This window comes from Ferrimonas marina, assembly GCF_900129905.1.
Taxonomy (GTDB): Bacteria; Pseudomonadota; Gammaproteobacteria; order Enterobacterales; family Shewanellaceae; genus Ferrimonas; species Ferrimonas marina.
The window spans coordinates 41,423-59,484 of the sequence record NZ_FQXG01000004.1 but is presented as its reverse complement, the minus strand read 5'-3'; the positions used below and the strand labels follow the sequence as shown (position 1 = coordinate 59,484).

Genomic DNA, 18,062 nt, shown 5'->3' with positions numbered 1-18,062 from the left:
CTAAACCCTTGCGGGACAAGGGATTGCGGTAGATCAGATCGGATCAGCTCAGTCGCAAACCGCCCTGACACAAGGGCTGTCGCGGCGGTTTTATACCGCTTCAGATTGCAAACGCTTGTTGCTGTTTTAACCAATGAGTGATCTGGCTAACATTTTTGAACTCTGTTGATTCTAAGTGAGAATCATTTTCAGTTAAGGTTCGAGCCACTTAATTGAGAATCGTTTCTTTTTGCTTCTTACCGTCTTAGGAGACAACAGGATGTCTGCAACGCTTCGCCCCCTGGCACTGATCATCTCTGCACTTTGTGCCGCTCCCGCCCTGGCTGACGCCTCCTCACTGGAGGAGGTAGAGCGCATCACCGTTAAGGGTGTCAGCTTCGACGACTACAAGAACGACAGCGCTCGTGGCGCCATGCGGGCAGACATCCCGCTGTTGAATACCCCCCAGTCGGTGACCGTGATCCCGGAGATCATCATTGATGAGCAGCTTGCCACCACCCTGGGCGAGGTGCTCACCAATGATGCCAGCATCACCGGCGGCACCAAGTTCTGGAACCGGGAAAGCTTCAACTCCCGCGGCTTCAAGATCAGCAACGATGGCTACATGCGTGACGGTCACCAGTTCTGGGCCTACTACGTGCCGCCGATCGAGACCTCCGAGCAGATTGAGGTGCTGAAGGGCCCCTCTTCCATGCTGTACGGCAAGACCGCTCCGGGCGGCCTGGTCAACATGGTCAGCAAGAAGCCGACCCACGATCGTTTCGTTGATGTGGGCTTCGACTTTGATGACCAGGGCAGCACCCGCTACCAGATCGACACCGGTGGCCGCATCGATGAAGAGGGCAACTTCCGCTACCGCGCCGTGGGTGTGAAGCAGGATGTGACCTTCTGGCGTCAGTACGGCGACGGCTCTGACCATGAGCGGGATCGCTGGTTGGGCTACCTCAACCTGGAAGCCGACATCGGCGATTGGGGTATGGTGTCTGTCTACTATGACAAGACCAACGACGAGTCCGGTAACGACTCCGGTGCCTGGCTGGATCTCGACGGCAACGTGGTGGGCGATCGCCGCACCGCCTGGGATATGCCCTGGGCCAACTTTGACAACGAGGTGGAAAACTACGGTGCGGACCTGACCGTCTACCTGGGCATGGATTGGCAGATGAAGGTGGGCTACAACCAAAACGAGTTCAACCGTCACCGCTTTGATAGCTCGCCGCGTTACAACAGCTACAACTCGGCAGATCAGACCTACACCGTCAGCCCGTTCTCCCGTTTCGATGACTGGCAGTATACCAGCTACTACGTCGATTTTACCGGTGAGTTCAGCACCGGCGGCATCGAGCACAACATGCTGATCGGCGCCAACCGTCTGGAGTACTACTACCTGCAGCGCCGTCAGTCCGGTGACACTTACACCATCACCTACGGCGATGCCAGCAGCATCCCGGCCCGACCGGACCTGGACTACAACCGGGTGGAAGCCGGTGACCCCACCGAGTGGGATTACTACGGCATCTATGTGCAGGATTTGATCACCCTGAACGACCAGTGGCAGGTGCTCATTGGTGGTCGCTACGATCAGCAAACCAAGGGCGATTACGATGGCAACAGTGCCTTTCTGCCTCGTGTTGGTGCCATCTTCCACCCGAACCAGGACTCCAGCATCTACCTGAGCTACTCCGAGAGCTTCACTCCGCAAGGGTCGGTGAATGACGAGGATGACGTTAACGACGGCATGGAACTGGATCCGGAACTGGCCAAGTCCTGGGAACTGGGAGCGAAGTGGGAGCTGAGCGAAGGCCGCCTGCTGCTCTCCGGTGCGCTGTTCAACACCGAGGTGACCAACTTCACCTTCACCGAGGATCTGCCGGGCGGTGGCGACAATGAAAGCATTACTACTCAAGGTGGTAAGCAACGTCACCGCGGTATCGAGGCTGCAGCCCAAGGCCAGATCAGCGAAAACTTCTTCCTGATGGGCTCGGTGATGTACCTCGATGCGGAGTACATCGAGCACCCGGAATACGAGCCCGGAATCACCCCAGTGGATGCGCCGGAGTGGAGCGCGTCCATCTGGTCTCGCTACCAGTTCGACAACCAGCTGGCCCTGAACCTGGGTGCCATCTACGAAGGTGAGCGTTTTGCCAACGATGGCAACACCACCTTCGATGGTGAAACCGTTGCGGCCAACACCATTGTTAAAGACGCATACGTGCGCTTCGATGCCGGTGCCTCCTACCCGCTGAAGTGGGGCAACACCGAGATTGACCTGCGTGCCAACATCGAGAACCTGTTTGATACCGATTACCTGGGTGGTGGTACCAACAGCAACGTGACCGTCTCCGAGGGTCGTAAGTTCCGCATGTCGGTGACCGTCGGTTTCTGATTTTCATCTCTTCCTGCAATGTATTTGGGCGCCTTTCGAAGGGCGCCCTTTTTTTGCTCTGTCCGAATTCACTGTGGTTCCAGCTAACCTGGTCATTTCACTTTTCACTCGTTGTAAATGGCTTTGCCGGGTTGCCGAAGTGCCGTGCAGGATGCACCAATGCCGCGACAGCAGGGATGCTGATGAGCGGCCAACCAAAGGGGCGTTCCGCCCCGGCTACGCGCCCCGCATGGAACCCCCGATTGCCTCCAATCGTCGCTTACCCTCTCTTTCGTAACCAAAGTCTACGGCTCTGGCTTGAGTCGACTTTGCTGCTGCGCAGTCCCTGCTTCGCACCAAAGCCCGGCTTCGGCATCCCTGCCTACGCGTTCAAACCTGCGGTTTTCACCCCTGTCTCCGCAAGCCACTCAGGCCGTCCTGGCCTTCAACCTGGTCTTTGGTCACTTCGTTCGTGCGACCTGCCATGCAGGATGCATCAATGCCGTGAGTGCATGGAGGCACAAGAACGGTCAAGTCGGCGAAGAGCTGGCGGGTCACACAGTTTGGTTGGATTCAACGAGCAAAGTGCGTTCAACACCTAACTAGGAGAGAGTTTTTTTTGCTGGCCAGTAACTGGACAGATTGGAGTTTTGTCTCGCAACAGACGGGCAATACGACGGAAAACTGACGCTGCCTCTTTATGGTGCGGCGGAATGTCGATATAGTTGCCCGGTTCAAGCACATTGAAGGGAACAGACCTTGGAAAAAATTCGCGTTGCTGTCACCGGCGCCAGCGGCCGCATGGGCCGAAGCCTGATCGAGGCCGCCTTCGTTAATCCCAACACCGATCTCGGCGCTGCCATCGAGCGACCGGGCTCCACCCTGATCGGTTGTGACGCAGGTGAACTGCTGGCCCGGGTGCACGCCGGGGTGCCGCTGTCCGGCAACCTGGACCTGGTGAAGGGCAACTACGATGTGCTGGTGGACTTCACCTCTCCGGAGTCCAGCCTGGAGTTTTTGGCCCACTGTCAGGCCAACAACAAGCCGATGGTGATCGGTACCACAGGGTTCAGCGACGAGCAGAAAGCGCAGATCGCCGATATCGCCAAGACCGTTCCGGTGGTGCTGGCTCCCAACATGGCGGTGGGCGTCAACCTGATGTTCAAGCTGCTGGAAGTGGCCGCCGAGGTGATGGGCAGCTACACCGACATCGAGATCATCGAGGGTCACCACCGCTACAAGAAGGACGCGCCGTCCGGTACCGCGCTGAAGATGGGTGAGGTGATCGCCGAAACCCTGAAGCGGGACCTGAACCAGTGCGCCATCTATGGCCGCGAGGGGATCACCGGTGAGCGGGATCGCGAGACCATCGCCTTCTCCACCATCCGGGCCGGTGACATCGTCGGTGAGCACACCGCGCTGTTTGCCGATCTGGGTGAGCGCCTGGAGATCACCCACAAGGCCTCTAACCGCATGACCTTCGCCAATGGTGCCATGCGTGCCGCCAACTGGTTGAAGGATAAGCCCGCTGGCTTGTACGACATGCAGCAGGTGCTGGGCTTTAAGCCGCTGTGACTCTGACAACAAGAACCCGCCGGAAGGCGGGTTTTTTGTGCCAGCGTCGCAGCGCCATGAATGTCAGCCCGGCAAGCTGGTGGGACTGGTCTATGCTGGGGCTGCGCTGCGGCAAGGAAGGTAATTTGGTTTCACTGATGAGAAGGTCGCTCAAAGGGCCACCTTTTTTCTCAAAACTGTAGTCGTAATGGAGTTTCGCTGCTATAATGCGCGGAATTTGCCAAAAATCCGAATTCTAGTCGTGTTCGGGATCAATTAAATGGCAAAGAAACAACAACTTAAAAGAATTTCTGGTGGGAGGTCAAGTTGAATAAAACTGCCCTGTTAGTGCTCCAGGATGGGACCGTTTTCCGTGGTAAATCCATAGGTGCAGACGGTTTGTCATCCGGAGAAGTCGTTTTTAACACTTCCATGACCGGCTATCAAGAGATCCTGACTGATCCCTCCTATTCAAAACAGATCGTCACTCTTACCTACCCTCATATTGGCAATACCGGTGCCAATGCCGAAGACGTCGAATCCGGCGCAATCCATGCTCAAGGCCTCGTCATCCGCGATCTCCCCGCTCTGGCCTCCAACTTCCGCAACGAAGAATCCCTCTCTGATTACCTCAAGCGCCACGGCATCGTCGGCATCGCTGACATCGATACCCGTAAACTGACCCGCATCCTGCGTGAGAAGGGCGCCCAGAACGGTGCCATCATCGCCGGCGAGGACAATGTAGAGAAAGCCCTGGAAGCCGCCAAGGCGTTCCCGGGCCTGAAAGGGATGGACCTGGCCAAAGAGGTTACCGTCAGCAGCCCCTACAGCTGGCGTCAGGGCAGCTGGAAGCTGGTGGGCGGCCTGCCGTCCGATACCCCGTCCGAGGCACTGAATTACAAAGTGGTGGCCTACGACTACGGCGTGAAGCAGAACATCCTGCGCATGCTGGTGGATCGTGGCTGCGACGTCACCGTGGTGCCGGCGCAAACCCCGGCGGCCGAGGTGCTGGCGATGAATCCCGATGGGGTGTTCCTGTCCAACGGCCCGGGCGACCCGCAGCCGTGTGACTACGCCATCGAGGCGATCACCGAGATCCTCAAGACCGAGATCCCGGTGTTCGGTATCTGCCTGGGTCACCAGCTGCTGGCCCTGGCCTCCGGCGCCCAGACCGTGAAGATGAAGTTCGGTCACCATGGTGGTAACCACCCGGTGAAAGACCTGGACCGCGACGTGGTGATGATCACCGCCCAGAACCACGGCTTTGCCGTGGACGAAGCGGGCCTGCCGAGCAACCTGCGCGCCACTCACAAGAGCCTGTTCGATGGCACCCTGCAGGGGATCCACCGCACCGATAAGCCGGCCTTCTCCTTCCAGGGTCACCCGGAAGCGAGCCCGGGTCCGCACGATGCCGCCCCGCTGTTCGATCACTTCATCGAACTGATGGACCAATTCAAGGCCGCCAAGTAAGCGCACAGAGAAGACGACGATGCCAAAACGTACTGACATTAAAAGTATTCTGATCCTGGGCGCTGGCCCGATCGTGATCGGCCAGGCCTGTGAGTTTGACTACTCCGGCGCCCAGGCCTGTAAGGCCCTGCGGGAAGAGGGCTACCGCGTCATCCTGGTGAACTCCAACCCGGCCACCATCATGACCGATCCGGAGATGGCCGATGCCACCTACATCGAGCCGATCCACTGGGAAGTGGTACGCAACATCATCGCCAAAGAGCGCCCGGACGCGGTTCTGCCCACCATGGGTGGCCAGACCGCACTGAACTGCGCGCTGGAGCTGGAAGCCAAGGGCGTTCTGGCCGAGTTTGGCGTAGAGATGATCGGCGCCACCGCCGACGCCATCGACAAGGCGGAAGATCGCTCCCGCTTTGACAAGGCGATGAAGAAGATCGGCCTGGAGTGCCCCCGTGCCGACGTGGCCCACTCCATGGAAGAAGCCTACGCGGTGCTGGAGCAGGTGGGTTTCCCCTGCATCATCCGCCCCTCCTTCACCATGGGCGGCACCGGCGGCGGTATCGCCTACAACAAGGAGGAGTTCGAGGAGATCTGTACCCGTGGTCTGGACCTGTCGCCGACCAACGAGCTGCTGATCGACGAATCTCTGATCGGTTGGAAAGAGTACGAGATGGAAGTGGTGCGCGACAAAGCGGACAACTGCATCATCGTCTGTGCCATCGAGAACTTCGACCCCATGGGCGTGCACACCGGTGACTCCATCACCGTAGCCCCGGCCCAGACCCTGACCGACAAGGAATACCAGCTCATGCGTAACGCCTCCATGGCGGTACTGCGTGAGATTGGGGTAGAAACCGGCGGCTCCAACGTGCAGTTCGGTATCAACCCGAAAGACGGCCGCATGGTAATCATCGAGATGAACCCGCGGGTGTCTCGCTCCTCCGCCCTGGCCTCCAAGGCCACCGGTTTCCCCATCGCCAAGATCGCGGCCAAGCTGGCGGTCGGCTTTACCCTGGATGAGCTGCAGAACGACATCACCGGCGGTGCCACCCCGGCCTCGTTCGAGCCCTCCATCGACTACGTTGTCACCAAGATCCCGCGCTTCAACTTCGAGAAGTTTGCCGGTGCTAACGACCGTCTGACCACCCAGATGAAGTCCGTCGGTGAGGTGATGGCGATCGGTCGTACCTTCCAGGAGTCGATGCAGAAAGCACTGCGCGGCCTGGAGACCGGCAAGACCGGTTTCGACCCCATCGTCGACATCAATGACAACGACGCCCTGGCCAAGATCCGCTACGAGCTGCAGGACGTGGGATGTGACCGCCCCTGGTACATCGCTGACGCCTTCCGCGCTGGTCTGTCCATGGACGCCATCTTCAAGATCACCAACATCGACCCCTGGTTCCTGGTGCAGATTGAAGAGCTGGTGAAGCTGGAAGAGCAGGTACAGGCCAGCGGCTTTGCAGGTCTGGACTACGATTTCCTGCGCACCCTCAAGCGCAAGGGCTTCTCCGATGCCCGTCTGGCCACCTTGCTGGGTGTGTCCGAGGGCGAGGTGCGCAAACTGCGCCACAAGCACGAGCTGTTCCCGGTCTACAAGCGGGTGGACACCTGTGCCGCCGAGTTCGCCACCGACACCGCCTACATGTACTCCACCTACGAGGATGAGTGTGAGGCCAATCCGTCCGATAAGGACAAGATCATGGTGATCGGCGGTGGCCCGAACCGCATCGGTCAGGGCATCGAGTTCGATTACTGCTGTGTACACGCTGCTCTGGCGATGCGCGAAGACGGTTACGAGACCATCATGGTCAACTGTAACCCGGAGACAGTGTCCACCGACTACGACACCTCCGACCGTCTCTACTTCGAATCCATCACCCTGGAAGACGTACTGGAGATCGTCCGGGTTGAGCAGCCCAAGGGCGTGATCGTTCAGTACGGCGGTCAAACCCCGCTGAAACTGGCCCGTGCCCTGGAAGCCGCAGGTGTGCCGATCATCGGTACCTCACCGGACGCCATCGACCGCGCCGAAGACCGTGAGCGTTTCCAACAAGCCGTTGAGCGCCTGGGCCTGAAGCAGCCGGAAAACAGCACCGTTACCACCGTGGAGCAAGCGGTGCGTGAAGCGGAGCGCATTGGCTACCCGCTGGTGGTTCGCCCCTCCTACGTTCTTGGTGGCCGTGCCATGGAGATCGTCTATGACGAGGCCGACCTGCGTCGCTACTTCAACGAAGCGGTCAGCGTGTCCAACGAATCCCCGGTACTGCTGGATCGCTTCCTGGACGACGCCACCGAGGTGGACGTGGACGCCATCTGTGACGGCACCGACGTGGTGATCGGCGGCATCATGGAGCACATCGAGCAAGCGGGTGTTCACTCCGGTGACTCTGGCTGTTCCCTGCCGCCTTACACCCTGAGCCCGGCCATCCAGGACGAGATGCGCGACCAGTGCCGCAAGCTGGCCCTGGAGCTGGGTGTGGTGGGTCTGATGAACATCCAGTTCGCGGTTAAGGACAACGTGGTTTACCTGATTGAGGTGAACCCCCGTGCCGCCCGTACCGTACCCTTCGTCTCCAAGGCCATCGGCGCCCCGATCGCCAAGATCGCGGCCCGGGTGATGGCTGGTAAGAGCCTGAAGGAGCAGGGCTTCACCCAGGAGGTGATCCCGCCGTACTACTCCGTCAAGGAGGTGGTGCTGCCGTTCAACAAGTTCCACGGTGTGGATCCGCTGCTCGGGCCGGAGATGCGCTCCACCGGTGAGGTTATGGGTGTGGGTGACACCTTCGCCGAGGCCTACGCCAAGGCGCAGCTGGGGGCCATCAAGGACGTGCCGAAGAACGGCCGTGCGCTGCTGTCTGTTCGTCAGGGCGACAAGCGCCGCGTGGCTGATCTGGCACAGAAGCTGGTGGAACTGGGCTACGAGCTGGACGCCACCCACGGTACCGCCGTGGCACTGGGTGAAGCGGGCATCAACCCGCGCCTGGTGAACAAGGTGCACGAAGGCCGTCCGCACATCCTCGACCGCATCAAGAACGGTGAGTACACCTACATCGTCAACACCACTGAGGGTCGTCAGGCGATTGAGGATTCCCGTCAGTTGCGTCGCGGTGCGCTGCAGTACAAGGTGAATTACACCACCACCATGAACGCTGCGTTTGCCACCTGTATGGCCAACAAAGCGGACGATCGCGAGAAGGTGGCTTCGGTCCAAGAGCTGCATAAACGCAGTAAGGCCTAAGTCATCAGGGGGAGGCTCGGTGCTGACGCCGAGCTGAACCACGCCGAAGTAAACGCCGGACGGGATGACCCGCCGGCGTTTTGCTATTACAATCTGCTGCTATACAGACAACACCCATTTCCCCAACTCGCCAGCGACGCCCAGCGACAGCAGGGCGGGGCGAGTCTTTGTCGGAGAAAAGAGAAACACTATGGCTACTGTCCCAATGACGGTGCGCGGCGCTGAGATGCTGCGCGAAGAACTGGACTACCTCAAGCACACCAAGCGCCCTGCGATCTCCGAAGCGATCGCCTCTGCCCGTGAGCTGGGTGATCTGAAAGAGAACGCTGAATACCACGCTGCCCGTGAAGAGCAGGGCCTGGCGGAAGCCCGGGTTCGTGACATTGAGAGCAAGCTGTCCGTGGCCCAGGTGATCGACGTCACCAAGATGGCCAACAACGGCAAGGTGATCTTCGGTGCCACCGTGACCATGGTGAACATCGACACCGATGCCGAGGTGACCTACCGCATCGTGGGTGACGACGAGGCGGATCTGAAGAACAACCTGATCTCCGTCAACTCCCCCATCGCCCGCGCCATGGTGGGCAAAGAGCTGGACGACGTGGTGGTGGTGAAAGCCCCCTCCGGCGACATCGAGTACGAAGTACTCAAGGTCGAGTACCTCTGATCCGCTAGCCGGTGCGCAGACACAAAAAAGCCGCCCGAAGGCGGCTTTTTTGATGGCTGAAGATCAGCGCCCCTTGGGCAGCTCGATCTTACGCTTCTCCGAGGGGCGGTACAGCACCTGGATGTGGCCAATGGTCTGCACTTCGGCAGCGCCGGTCTCGCGTGCGATGGCGTCCATGATGGCGCGCTTCATCTCGCGGTCTTCACTGGCGGCTTTTACCTTGATCAGCTCGTGGTGCTCCAGCGCCAGTTCGATCTCGGCCAGTACCCCCTCGGTCAGGCCATTGGCCCCGAGGATGACCACGGGCTTCAGGCCATGGGCCAGACCCTTCAGGTACTGCTTTTGTTTGGTCGTAAGTTGACTCATCAGGCACTCTTTTGGCTTGGTGGACTTGAAAACCGCGTATTCTAACGCCATAGAAAGCGTAATACTAACCCTTAGATCTCGCGCTCACTTTGTCGGGATCACAGAACAGGTGGCCGTAACGGCATGACCAAGAAGAAACACTCCGCCAGTTCCAAACGCTGGCTGACGGAACATTTTGACGATCACTACGTCAAGAAAGCCCAAAAACAGGGATTGCGATCTCGGGCTACCTTTAAGATCGAGGAGATCCAGCAAAAGGACAAGCTGCTCAAACCGGGCATGACCGTGGTGGACTTGGGGGCAGCCCCGGGGGGGTGGTCCCAATATGCCGTGGAGCAGGTGGGTCTGGAGGGGCAGGTGATCGCCTGTGACATTTTGTCGATGGACCCAATCGCCGGTGTCGACTTCCTTCAGGGTGACTTTCGGGAGGAGAATGTCCTTAACGCCCTGCTGGCTCGGGTCGGAGACAACAAGGTGGACGTAGTGATGTCGGACATGGCACCCAACATGTCCGGTGCCGGGGCGGTTGATCAACCCCGGGCGATGTACCTCGTTGAGCTGGCGTTCGACATGTGTCACCAGGTACTGGCGCCGAAAGGGGCCTTTGTGGTCAAGGTTTTCCAAGGCGAAGGCTTTGATCAGTACCTGCAGGAAGTGCGTAACAGCTTTACCAGTGTGAAAATCCGAAAACCGGACAGTTCCCGGGCTCGGTCACGGGAAGTGTACATTGTGGCTAGCGGTTACAAAGGGTAAGCTAGCCCTAATACAGCAAGGACTATGAGAGGTTCCAGACCTTGAGCGATATGGCGAAAAATTTGATTCTATGGCTGGTGATTGCCGTGGTGCTGATGACAGTATTCCAAGGATACTCGCCCACATCACGCAGCAACAATGCCATGAATTACAACACCTTTGTTGATGCGTACCAGAGCCGCCAAGTGCGCTCTGTGGAGTTTCAGCAAGACGGTGTGACCATCTCAGGCACCACCAACAGCGGCGAGAAGTTCGTCACCTACATGCCGGTTTACGATAAAGACCTGCTCAACGACCTGTTGGACAACAACGTCGAGGTGAACCGACTGCCGCCGGAGCAGCCCAGCGTATTGGCCCAGATTTTCATCTCCTGGTTCCCGATGTTGCTGCTGATCGGTGTCTGGATCTTCTTTATGCGCCAGATGCAGGGGGGCGGTGGCAAAGGCGCCATGTCCTTCGGTAAGAGTAAGGCGCGCCTGATGGGCGAAGACCAGATCAAAACCACCTTCCAGGATGTGGCCGGTTGTGATGAGGCCAAGGAAGAGGTGGCGGAGCTGGTGGATTACCTGCGTGATCCCACCAAGTTCCAGAAGCTCGGTGGCAAGATCCCCACCGGCGTATTGATGGTGGGCCCGCCGGGTACCGGTAAGACCTTGCTGGCCAAAGCCATTGCCGGTGAAGCCAAGGTGCCGTTCTTCACCATCTCAGGTTCCGACTTTGTAGAGATGTTCGTGGGTGTGGGTGCTTCCCGTGTCCGTGACATGTTCGAACAAGCCAAGAAATCTGCTCCTTGCATCATCTTTATCGACGAGATCGACGCGGTCGGTCGCCAGCGTGGCGCCGGTCTGGGCGGTGGTCACGACGAGCGTGAGCAAACCCTTAACCAGATGCTGGTTGAGATGGATGGCTTTGAAGGCAACGAGGGGATCATCGTGATCGCCGCGACCAACCGTCCTGATGTTCTGGACCCGGCACTGCTGCGTCCTGGCCGATTTGACCGTCAGGTCACCGTTGGTCTGCCGGACGTACGTGGCCGTGAGCAGATCCTCAAGGTGCATATGCGCAAGGTGCCGCTGGCGGAAGGTGTGGATGCGGCGCTGATCGCCCGTGGTACCCCGGGCTTCTCCGGTGCCGAGCTGGCTAACCTGGTGAACGAGGCTGCGCTGTTTGCCGCCCGTGCTTCCAAGCGCCTAGTGGCGATGGAAGAGTTTGAGAAGGCCAAGGACAAGATCATGATGGGCGCCGAGCGCCGCTCCATGGTGATGTCCGAGGATGAGAAGCGGATGACCGCGTACCACGAGGCGGGCCACGCCATTGTCGGTCGCCTGGTGCCGGAACACGATCCGGTTTACAAGGTCTCCATCATCCCACGTGGCCGTGCCCTGGGTGTCACCATGTACCTGCCTGAGCAGGACCGCTGGAGCCACTCCAAGCAGCACCTGGAGTCGATGATCTCCAGCCTGTACGGCGGTCGGATCGCGGAGCAGCTGATCTACGGCGATGCCAAGGTCACCACCGGTGCCTCCAACGACATCGAGCGTGCCACCGACATCGCCCGCAAGATGGTGACCCAGTGGGGTCTGTCCGAGAAGCTGGGGCCGATGAACTACGCCGAAGACGACGGTGAGGTGTTCCTGGGCCGCTCCATGGCCAAGGCCAGCCACATGTCTGACGACACCGCGCAGATGATCGACGAAGAGGTGAAGGAGTTCATCGACCGTAACTACGAGCGCGCTCGTCAGTTGCTGGTGGACAACATGGACATCCTCCACTCCATGACCGATGCGCTGATGAAGTACGAAACCATCGACGCCCGTCAGATCGACGATCTGATGGAACGCAAAGAGGTGCGTCCGCCGGCGGACTGGGACAACAACGACCGTCCCGCTTCCGGTGGCAGCGATGGCAATGCGCCGGCCGAGACCGAAGCGAAGGCGGACGAACCTAAGCCGGAAAGCAGTGTCGACGGTGGCGAAGAAGCCCCGGCCAAGTAAGCGCTGACTGACATGAACAAAACCCTGCCTTGGTGCAGGGTTTTTTCTATCAAGGGGAGCGACATCCCCAGGGAGTATTATGGAACTGCAATGTGGCCGGCACAGCCTCTCGCTGGCACAGCCCCAGATCATGGGGATCTTAAACGTCACCCCGGACTCGTTTTCCGATGGCGGCAAGCACAATGAGCTGGAGGTGGCGCTGGCGGCGGCTCGCCAGATGGTGGCCGATGGCGCGACCCTGATTGACGTGGGCGGGGAGTCCACCCGTCCAGGGGCCGCCGAGGTGTCGCTGGATGAGGAGCTGGCACGGACGGTGCCGGTGATCGAGCGTATCGCCGCCGAGCTGGAGGTGGTGATCTCCATCGACACCTCCAAGGCGCAGGTGATGCGTGAGGCGGTGGCGGCTGGCGCGGGGATGATCAACGACGTCCGTGCCCTGCAGGCGCCGGGGGCGCTGGAGGCCGCCGCCGAGACCGAAGCGGCCATCTGCCTGATGCACATGCAGGGCCAGCCCCGCACCATGCAGGACAACCCCAGCTACCAGGACCTGTTTGGCGAGATCAACGCCTTCTTTACCGAGCGCGTCAAGGCCTGCCAACTGGCCGGGATCGATGCCAGCAGAATCGTGCTGGATCCCGGCTTCGGGTTTGGCAAGACCCTGGAACACAACTACCGTTTATTGGGACGGCTGGATGGGCTGCGCTTGCATGAGCGGCCGCTATTGATCGGGCTGTCGCGCAAAAGCATGATAGGTAATGTAATAGAACGCCCCGCGGAACAACGCGTTGTAGGCAGCGCCGTTGGCGCACTGTTGGCCGCGCAACAAGGGGCAGAGATTTTGCGGGTGCATGATGTTGCAGCAACGGCCGATGCCTTGAAGGTTTGGCAAAGGATGCACCAGTACCAGATGGATTAGGGGACGTTATGAGTGACACCATCAGCCCACTGACGCTGACGCGTCTGGCACCGGAACATCTGTTTCGCCTGGGCTGTAGCCTGGGCCAGCATCTGCCCAGCCAGGGTAGGGTGGTGATCGCTCAAGACGCACGACTGAGCAGTGATCTGATCACCGCCAGTCTTCGCTCCGGTCTGCTGGCCGCCGGCCAGAATGTGATCCTGCTGGGCGTGGTGCCCCTGCCGGCACTGCGCTTTGTGGTCAGCTCCTTTCAGGCGGACATCGGCATCATGATCGGCGCTCCCAATACCTCCCTGGCGATCACCCAGCTGAGACTGCTGGATGCCAGCGGTCAAACACATTCCTTCCCCGCAGAGGTGCCGGCTTCAAGCCCATTGGCGGAGCCGTTGGGTAAGGCTGTGCGTCTGGATGATGCAGTGGGTCGCTATGTGGAGCACTGCAAGCAGCAACTGGGTCACTCAGCACATCTGAGCCAGCTTCATATTGTGGTGGATGGTGCTAACGGTGCCTGCGCCGAGGCAGCGCCGCTGCTGCTGGAGGAGTTGGCGGGTCGCGTTACCCGGCTGGGCTGTCGTCCCGATGGTCGCAACATCAACGACGGGGTGGGCCTGGGTCATCCGGAGCGGGTCCAGACCACGCTGCAAGCTAAGCAGGCCGACTATGGCCTGGTGCTGGATGCCTTGGGCAGCGCGTCGTTGCTCTACCACTCTCAATGGGGCTGGCTGGAGCTGAATGGTGCGGCCGAGGGGGACGGTTTGCTTACCGGTGTACGGGGGATCCTTGCGCACCTGTCGCAGCAGCGGGCCCATTCCCGTGGTTAAAACGCAAATTTTCAACAGATTGGGCAAAGAATCGGCGTTCGTGGTTTGGTCGGGCAATTGGCCCTTGTAAGTTGTCAGGGGGTTAGATATTATCTCGCCCGCTTTCACAGGAGACGGTTATGGCGACTCGACGACCCTTGGTCGCAGCTAATTGGAAAATGGGCGGTAGCCAACAATTAGCGCAGGAACTGTTTGAGAAGCTTTCAAGGCTTCATGACGGTTTGTCCGAAGTGGTGGTTTGTCCGCCCAGCGTCTACTTGGACAGTGTGCAGCGGATGTTATCCGGCTATGGCCAGGAGCTGACTCAGAAGTTGGTCAGCCTGGGGGCACAAAACCTGAGTCATCAGGAGTTTGGTGCCTACACCGGAGAGATCTCCGGCGCCATGCTGAAGGAATTCGGCTGTAGCTATGTTATCATCGGTCACTCCGAGCGCCGTCGTATGTACGGAGAGACCAGCGACATGGTGGCAGAAAAATTCGCCATGGCACAGAAGATGGGTTTGACACCGATTCTCTGTGTGGGTGAATCCCTCGCCGCCCGCGAAGCGAACCGCACCTTTGAGGTGTTAACCGGTGAGCTGGACGCGGTGGTGGACAAAGTCGGGATTATGGCGTTTGATAATGCGGTGCTTGCCTACGAACCCCTTTGGGCGATCGGAACCGGCAAGAGCGCGACTCCTGAGCAGGCTCAGGAGGTACATGCCTTCCTTCGTCAACGGTTGACGGGACTGTCTCCCTGTGTGGGAGAGAAGCTCCGAATCCTGTACGGTGGTAGCGTCAAATCGAGCAATGCGGCTGATCTGTTTAACCAGCCGGATGTCGATGGTGGTTTGGTTGGTGGTGCGAGCCTCAATGCCAGCGAGTTTACTACGCTGTGTCGCATCGCCTCACAAGCGGAATGAGTGAAAGATGTTTGAAGTTTTGATGGTTGTTTACCTGTTGGTGGCCCTGGCGATTATCGGCCTGGTACTGATCCAGCAGGGTAAAGGAGCTGGCATGGGTGCGTCCTTCGGTGCAGGTGCATCGGCGACTCTGTTCGGTTCCTCCGGTTCAGGCAACTTCCTGACCCGTTCAACGGCTGTTCTGGCAACCGTGTTCTTCGTGCTGAGCCTGATGCTGGGCCGCATGACTGCCAACACTGCCAACCCGACCGATGAGTGGAACGAGATTGACGTTCCGGTTATCGAGCAGCCGCAGAACAGTGACGTACCTGCTTCCAGCGACGTACCGAACTAAAAACCCAGTAGCCAGGGTTACGGCTAACAGAATTTGTGCCGAGGTGGTGGAATTGGTAGACACGCCATCTTGAGGGGGTGGTGAGCTATGCTCGTGCGGGTTCAAGTCCCGCTCTCGGCACCATTACATTGCGATTACGTCCCTTATGCGGTACAGTAATCGCCACTTCTGACCCGAAGTAAAAAGGGCACGCTGGAACGGGAAATGACGCTTGACGTCAATTTAACTCTGGTGCTTCTTGTCCGAAGTAAAACGACACAGACGGACGCGGGGTGGAGCAGCCTGGTAGCTCGTCGGGCTCATAACCCGAAGGTCGTCGGTTCAAATCCGGCCCCCGCAACCAACTTTTGATGAACCGATGAAGCGTGCTTCATCAGTCATCACAGTAGGATGCCGTTAGGTTCGGCACCTGCATGCATTTCCGATATCTTGTCTGCATGCCCAGCTGGATATCGCTCCGTGGCTAGACCGGTCGTAAGACCTAAAACCGTGGCGGAGGCGGTGGCAACTCAGGTTGCCGAAGCGAACGCTTCGAACAGGGTATAGTTAACGTCAAGCCCCGTTTAAAACCGGGGCTTTTTGTTATCTGTCTCTTGGCGGTTGACTATCCTAGTACTGTTTCTCCCTGTGCAGCAGTACTGTTAGTCGTAAGAATGGGCTGTTCGGCCCTTTTTTTGTTTGTAGGGGTTTACCCATGGCGACGATTGAACAACGCCTCACCGAGATGCTGAATGAACCCGTAGAAGCTTTGGGTTATGAGCTCTGGGGTCTGCAATACATTCGTGCAGGCAATCACTCCGTCCTGCGCCTCTTCATTGACCATGAAAATGGCATCACCGTGGACGACTGTGCGGCCGTTAGCCGCCAGGTAGGTGCGGTTCTGGATGTGGAAGACCCCATCAACACCGAATACAACCTGGAGGTTTCCTCCCCCGGGATGGACCGCCCCCTGTTTACGGCTGCGCATTATGAAAAGTACCTGGGTCGCGAGGTGACCGTGGTGCTGAACATGCCAATGGAAGGACAACGCAAATGGCGTGGGGAGATCGTCGCTGTCGAAGGCGAGACCGTGACCCTGCGCAGTAACGATCAAGAGCAGATGGTGGTGCTGTCGAACGTACAGAAAGCCCATCTGGTTCCGCAATTTTAAGTTTCAGGGTGAAACGAGGCTGATAATGAGCAAAGAAATTCTGGCGGTAGCCGAAGCGGTATCGAACGAAAAAGCGGTACCACGCGAAAAGATCTTTGAAGCGCTGGAGTTCGCTCTGGCAACCGCGACCAAGAAGAAGCAGGAGCTGGAGATCGATGCCCGTGTATGCATCGACCAGCGTACTGGCGAATACGACACCTTCCGTCGCTGGGAAGTGATCGAAGATGACGCCGAGATGGAGTTCCCGACCCGTCAGGTTTACCTGTCTGCCGCCCGCGCGATGGAGGAAGATGAGTCCATCGAGGTAGGCGATTTCGTTGAAGAGCAGATCGAATCCGTCGTATTCGACCGCATCACCACCCAGACCGCCAAGCAGGTGATCGTTCAGAAGGTACGCGAAGCCGAGCGTGCCCAGGTGGTTGAGCAGTTCAAGGATAAAGAGGGTGAGCTGATCACCGGTGTGGTGAAGAAGGTAAACCGTGACTCTGTCATCGTTGACCTGGGCAACAACGCCGACGCCATCCTGTTCCGCGAAGAGATGCTGCCCCGTGAGAACTTCCGCCCCGGTGACCGCGTTCGTGCCCTGCTGCACTCCGTCCGCCTGGAGTCCCGCGGTTCTCAGCTGTTCCTGACCCGCTCCCGCCCGGAGATGCTGGTGGAGCTGTTCCGCATCGAGGTGCCGGAGATCGGCGAAGAGATGATCGAGATCGTGGGCGCCGCCCGTGATCCGGGTTCCCGCGCCAAGATCGCGGTGAAGTCCAACGATAAGCGTATCGACCCGGTCGGTGCCTGTGTCGGTATGCGTGGCGCCCGTGTGCAAGCCGTTTCCGGCGAGCTGGGTGGTGAGCGCATCGACATCGTGCTGTGGGATGAGAACTTCGCCCAGTACGTGATCAACGCCATGGCCCCGGCGGACGTTTCCTCCATCGTGATGGATGAAGACACCAAGTCCATGGACGTGGCGGTTGAGAAAGACAGCCTGGCGCAAGCCATTGGCCGTGCTGGCCAGAACGTGCGCCTGGCATCCCAGGTGACCGGCTGGGAACTGAACGTGATGACCACCGAAGAGATGCAAGAGAAGCATCAGGCGGAATCCGCCAAGATGGTCGACGTGTTCGTTGAAGGCCTGGACATCGACGAAGAGTTTGCCACCGTGCTGGTGGAAGAGGGCTTCACCACCCTGGAGGAGGTGGCCTACGTACCGGTAGCTGAGCTGCTGGAGATTGACGGTCTGGACGAAGAGACCGTTGAGGCACTGCGTGAGCGTGCCAAGAGCGCCCTGACCACCAAGGCCCTGGCCTCTGAAGAGGCGCTGGACGGCGCTGAGCCGGCAGAAGATCTGCTGGCGTTGGAGGGGATGGAGCGTCACCTGGCCTTTGTATTGGCCAGCCGCGGCGTCATCACCCTGGAAGATTTGGCCGATCAAGGCATCGATGATCTGTCCGACATCGAAGAGCTGAGCGATGAAAAAGCCGGCGAGCTGATCATGGCCGCACGTAACATTTGCTGGTTCGGCGAAGACGCCTAAC

14 protein-coding genes and 2 tRNA genes are annotated in these 18,062 nt (G+C 59.0%); 15 read left to right on the top strand and 1 reads right to left on the bottom strand.

Annotated elements, in window-relative coordinates; all coding sequences use genetic code 11:
• Window positions 1-259: 259 nt before the first annotated feature.
• The 5 genes from BUC04_RS10350 (at window position 260) to greA (ending at window position 9,297) form a co-directional block, all read left to right on the top strand.
• Complete coding sequence (locus tag BUC04_RS10350) at window positions 260-2,386, top strand: TonB-dependent siderophore receptor (RefSeq protein ID WP_067656404.1); 2,127 nt, start codon at window positions 260-262, stop codon at window positions 2,384-2,386.
• 738 nt (window positions 2,387-3,124) lie between these two features.
• Complete coding sequence (gene dapB, locus BUC04_RS10345; RefSeq protein ID WP_073325844.1) at window positions 3,125-3,940, top strand: 4-hydroxy-tetrahydrodipicolinate reductase; 816 nt, start codon at window positions 3,125-3,127, stop codon at window positions 3,938-3,940.
• A 306-nt stretch (window positions 3,941-4,246) separates the two neighbouring features.
• Window positions 4,247-5,389, top strand: coding sequence for a glutamine-hydrolyzing carbamoyl-phosphate synthase small subunit (gene carA, locus BUC04_RS10340; RefSeq protein ID WP_067656402.1), 1,143 nt, complete (start codon window positions 4,247-4,249; stop codon window positions 5,387-5,389).
• A gap of 19 nt (window positions 5,390-5,408) precedes the next feature.
• Entirely contained in the window at window positions 5,409-8,630 is a 3,222-nt protein-coding gene (gene carB, locus BUC04_RS10335) for a carbamoyl-phosphate synthase large subunit (RefSeq protein WP_067656400.1), read from the top strand.
• A 190-nt stretch (window positions 8,631-8,820) separates the two neighbouring features.
• Complete coding sequence (greA, locus tag BUC04_RS10330; RefSeq protein WP_067656398.1) at window positions 8,821-9,297, top strand: transcription elongation factor GreA; 477 nt, start codon at window positions 8,821-8,823, stop codon at window positions 9,295-9,297.
• A 63-nt stretch (window positions 9,298-9,360) separates the two neighbouring features.
• Here greA and yhbY read toward each other — a convergent pair whose 3' ends face one another.
• Window positions 9,361-9,663 carry a ribosome assembly RNA-binding protein YhbY gene (yhbY, locus tag BUC04_RS10325; RefSeq protein WP_067656395.1) on the bottom strand — a complete coding sequence of 101 codons (303 nt, stop codon included), beginning with the start codon at window positions 9,661-9,663 and terminating at the stop codon, window positions 9,361-9,363.
• Between the two features lie 123 nt (window positions 9,664-9,786).
• On the opposite strand from yhbY, the gene rlmE reads away from it, so the two are divergent.
• The 10 genes from rlmE (at window position 9,787) to nusA (ending at window position 18,061) form a co-directional block, all read left to right on the top strand.
• A complete protein-coding gene (rlmE, locus tag BUC04_RS10320) occupies window positions 9,787-10,416 on the top strand; it encodes a 23S rRNA (uridine(2552)-2'-O)-methyltransferase RlmE (protein ID WP_067656393.1) in 630 nt (209 codons plus the stop codon).
• A gap of 41 nt (window positions 10,417-10,457) precedes the next feature.
• The gene (ftsH, locus tag BUC04_RS10315; RefSeq protein ID WP_067656391.1) at window positions 10,458-12,410 is read left to right on the top strand and encodes an ATP-dependent zinc metalloprotease FtsH; all 1,953 of its coding nucleotides are present in this window, start codon (window positions 10,458-10,460) and stop codon (window positions 12,408-12,410) included.
• 76 nt (window positions 12,411-12,486) lie between these two features.
• On the top strand, window positions 12,487-13,326 hold the full coding sequence (folP, locus tag BUC04_RS10310) for a dihydropteroate synthase (protein WP_373277931.1): 840 nt from the start codon (window positions 12,487-12,489) through the stop codon (window positions 13,324-13,326).
• A gap of 8 nt (window positions 13,327-13,334) precedes the next feature.
• Entirely contained in the window at window positions 13,335-14,147 is an 813-nt protein-coding gene (locus BUC04_RS10305) for a phosphohexomutase domain-containing protein (protein ID WP_067656385.1), read from the top strand.
• Window positions 14,148-14,266: 119 nt separating this feature from the next.
• Window positions 14,267-15,049 (top strand): triose-phosphate isomerase, encoded by a 783-nt coding sequence (tpiA, locus tag BUC04_RS10300; RefSeq protein ID WP_067656382.1) that lies wholly within the window; start codon window positions 14,267-14,269, stop codon window positions 15,047-15,049.
• 7 nt (window positions 15,050-15,056) lie between these two features.
• Window positions 15,057-15,383 carry a preprotein translocase subunit SecG gene (gene secG / locus BUC04_RS10295; protein WP_067656380.1) on the top strand — a complete coding sequence of 109 codons (327 nt, stop codon included), beginning with the start codon at window positions 15,057-15,059 and terminating at the stop codon, window positions 15,381-15,383.
• A gap of 37 nt (window positions 15,384-15,420) precedes the next feature.
• Window positions 15,421-15,506: transfer RNA gene (locus BUC04_RS10290), tRNA-Leu, on the top strand.
• Window positions 15,507-15,649: 143 nt separating this feature from the next.
• Window positions 15,650-15,726, top strand: a tRNA-Met gene (locus tag BUC04_RS10285).
• Window positions 15,727-16,077: 351 nt separating this feature from the next.
• Complete coding sequence (gene rimP, locus BUC04_RS10280; protein WP_067656374.1) at window positions 16,078-16,533, top strand: ribosome maturation factor RimP; 456 nt, start codon at window positions 16,078-16,080, stop codon at window positions 16,531-16,533.
• Window positions 16,534-16,558: 25 nt separating this feature from the next.
• A complete protein-coding gene (gene nusA / locus BUC04_RS10275; protein ID WP_067656370.1) occupies window positions 16,559-18,061 on the top strand; it encodes a transcription termination factor NusA in 1,503 nt (500 codons plus the stop codon).
• Window position 18,062: the final 1 nt, after the last annotated feature.

Bases quoted from the DNA above. Each gene is read 5' to 3' on its own strand.
- BUC04_RS10350 (WP_067656404.1), top strand. From the start codon at position 260: ATGTCTGCAACGCTTCGCCCCCTGGCACTGATCATCTCTGCACTTTGT.
- rimP (WP_067656374.1), top strand. From the start codon at position 16,078: ATGGCGACGATTGAACAACGCCTCACCGAGATGCTGAATGAACCCGTA.
- greA (WP_067656398.1), top strand. From the start codon at position 8,821: ATGGCTACTGTCCCAATGACGGTGCGCGGCGCTGAGATGCTGCGCGAA.
- rlmE (WP_067656393.1), top strand. From the start codon at position 9,787: ATGACCAAGAAGAAACACTCCGCCAGTTCCAAACGCTGGCTGACGGAA.
- yhbY (WP_067656395.1), bottom strand. From the start codon at position 9,663: ATGAGTCAACTTACGACCAAACAAAAGCAGTACCTGAAGGGTCTGGCC.
- nusA (WP_067656370.1), top strand. From the start codon at position 16,559: ATGAGCAAAGAAATTCTGGCGGTAGCCGAAGCGGTATCGAACGAAAAA.
- secG (WP_067656380.1), top strand. From the start codon at position 15,057: ATGTTTGAAGTTTTGATGGTTGTTTACCTGTTGGTGGCCCTGGCGATT.
- carB (WP_067656400.1), top strand. From the start codon at position 5,409: ATGCCAAAACGTACTGACATTAAAAGTATTCTGATCCTGGGCGCTGGC.
- tpiA (WP_067656382.1), top strand. From the start codon at position 14,267: ATGGCGACTCGACGACCCTTGGTCGCAGCTAATTGGAAAATGGGCGGT.
- BUC04_RS10305 (WP_067656385.1), top strand. From the start codon at position 13,335: ATGAGTGACACCATCAGCCCACTGACGCTGACGCGTCTGGCACCGGAA.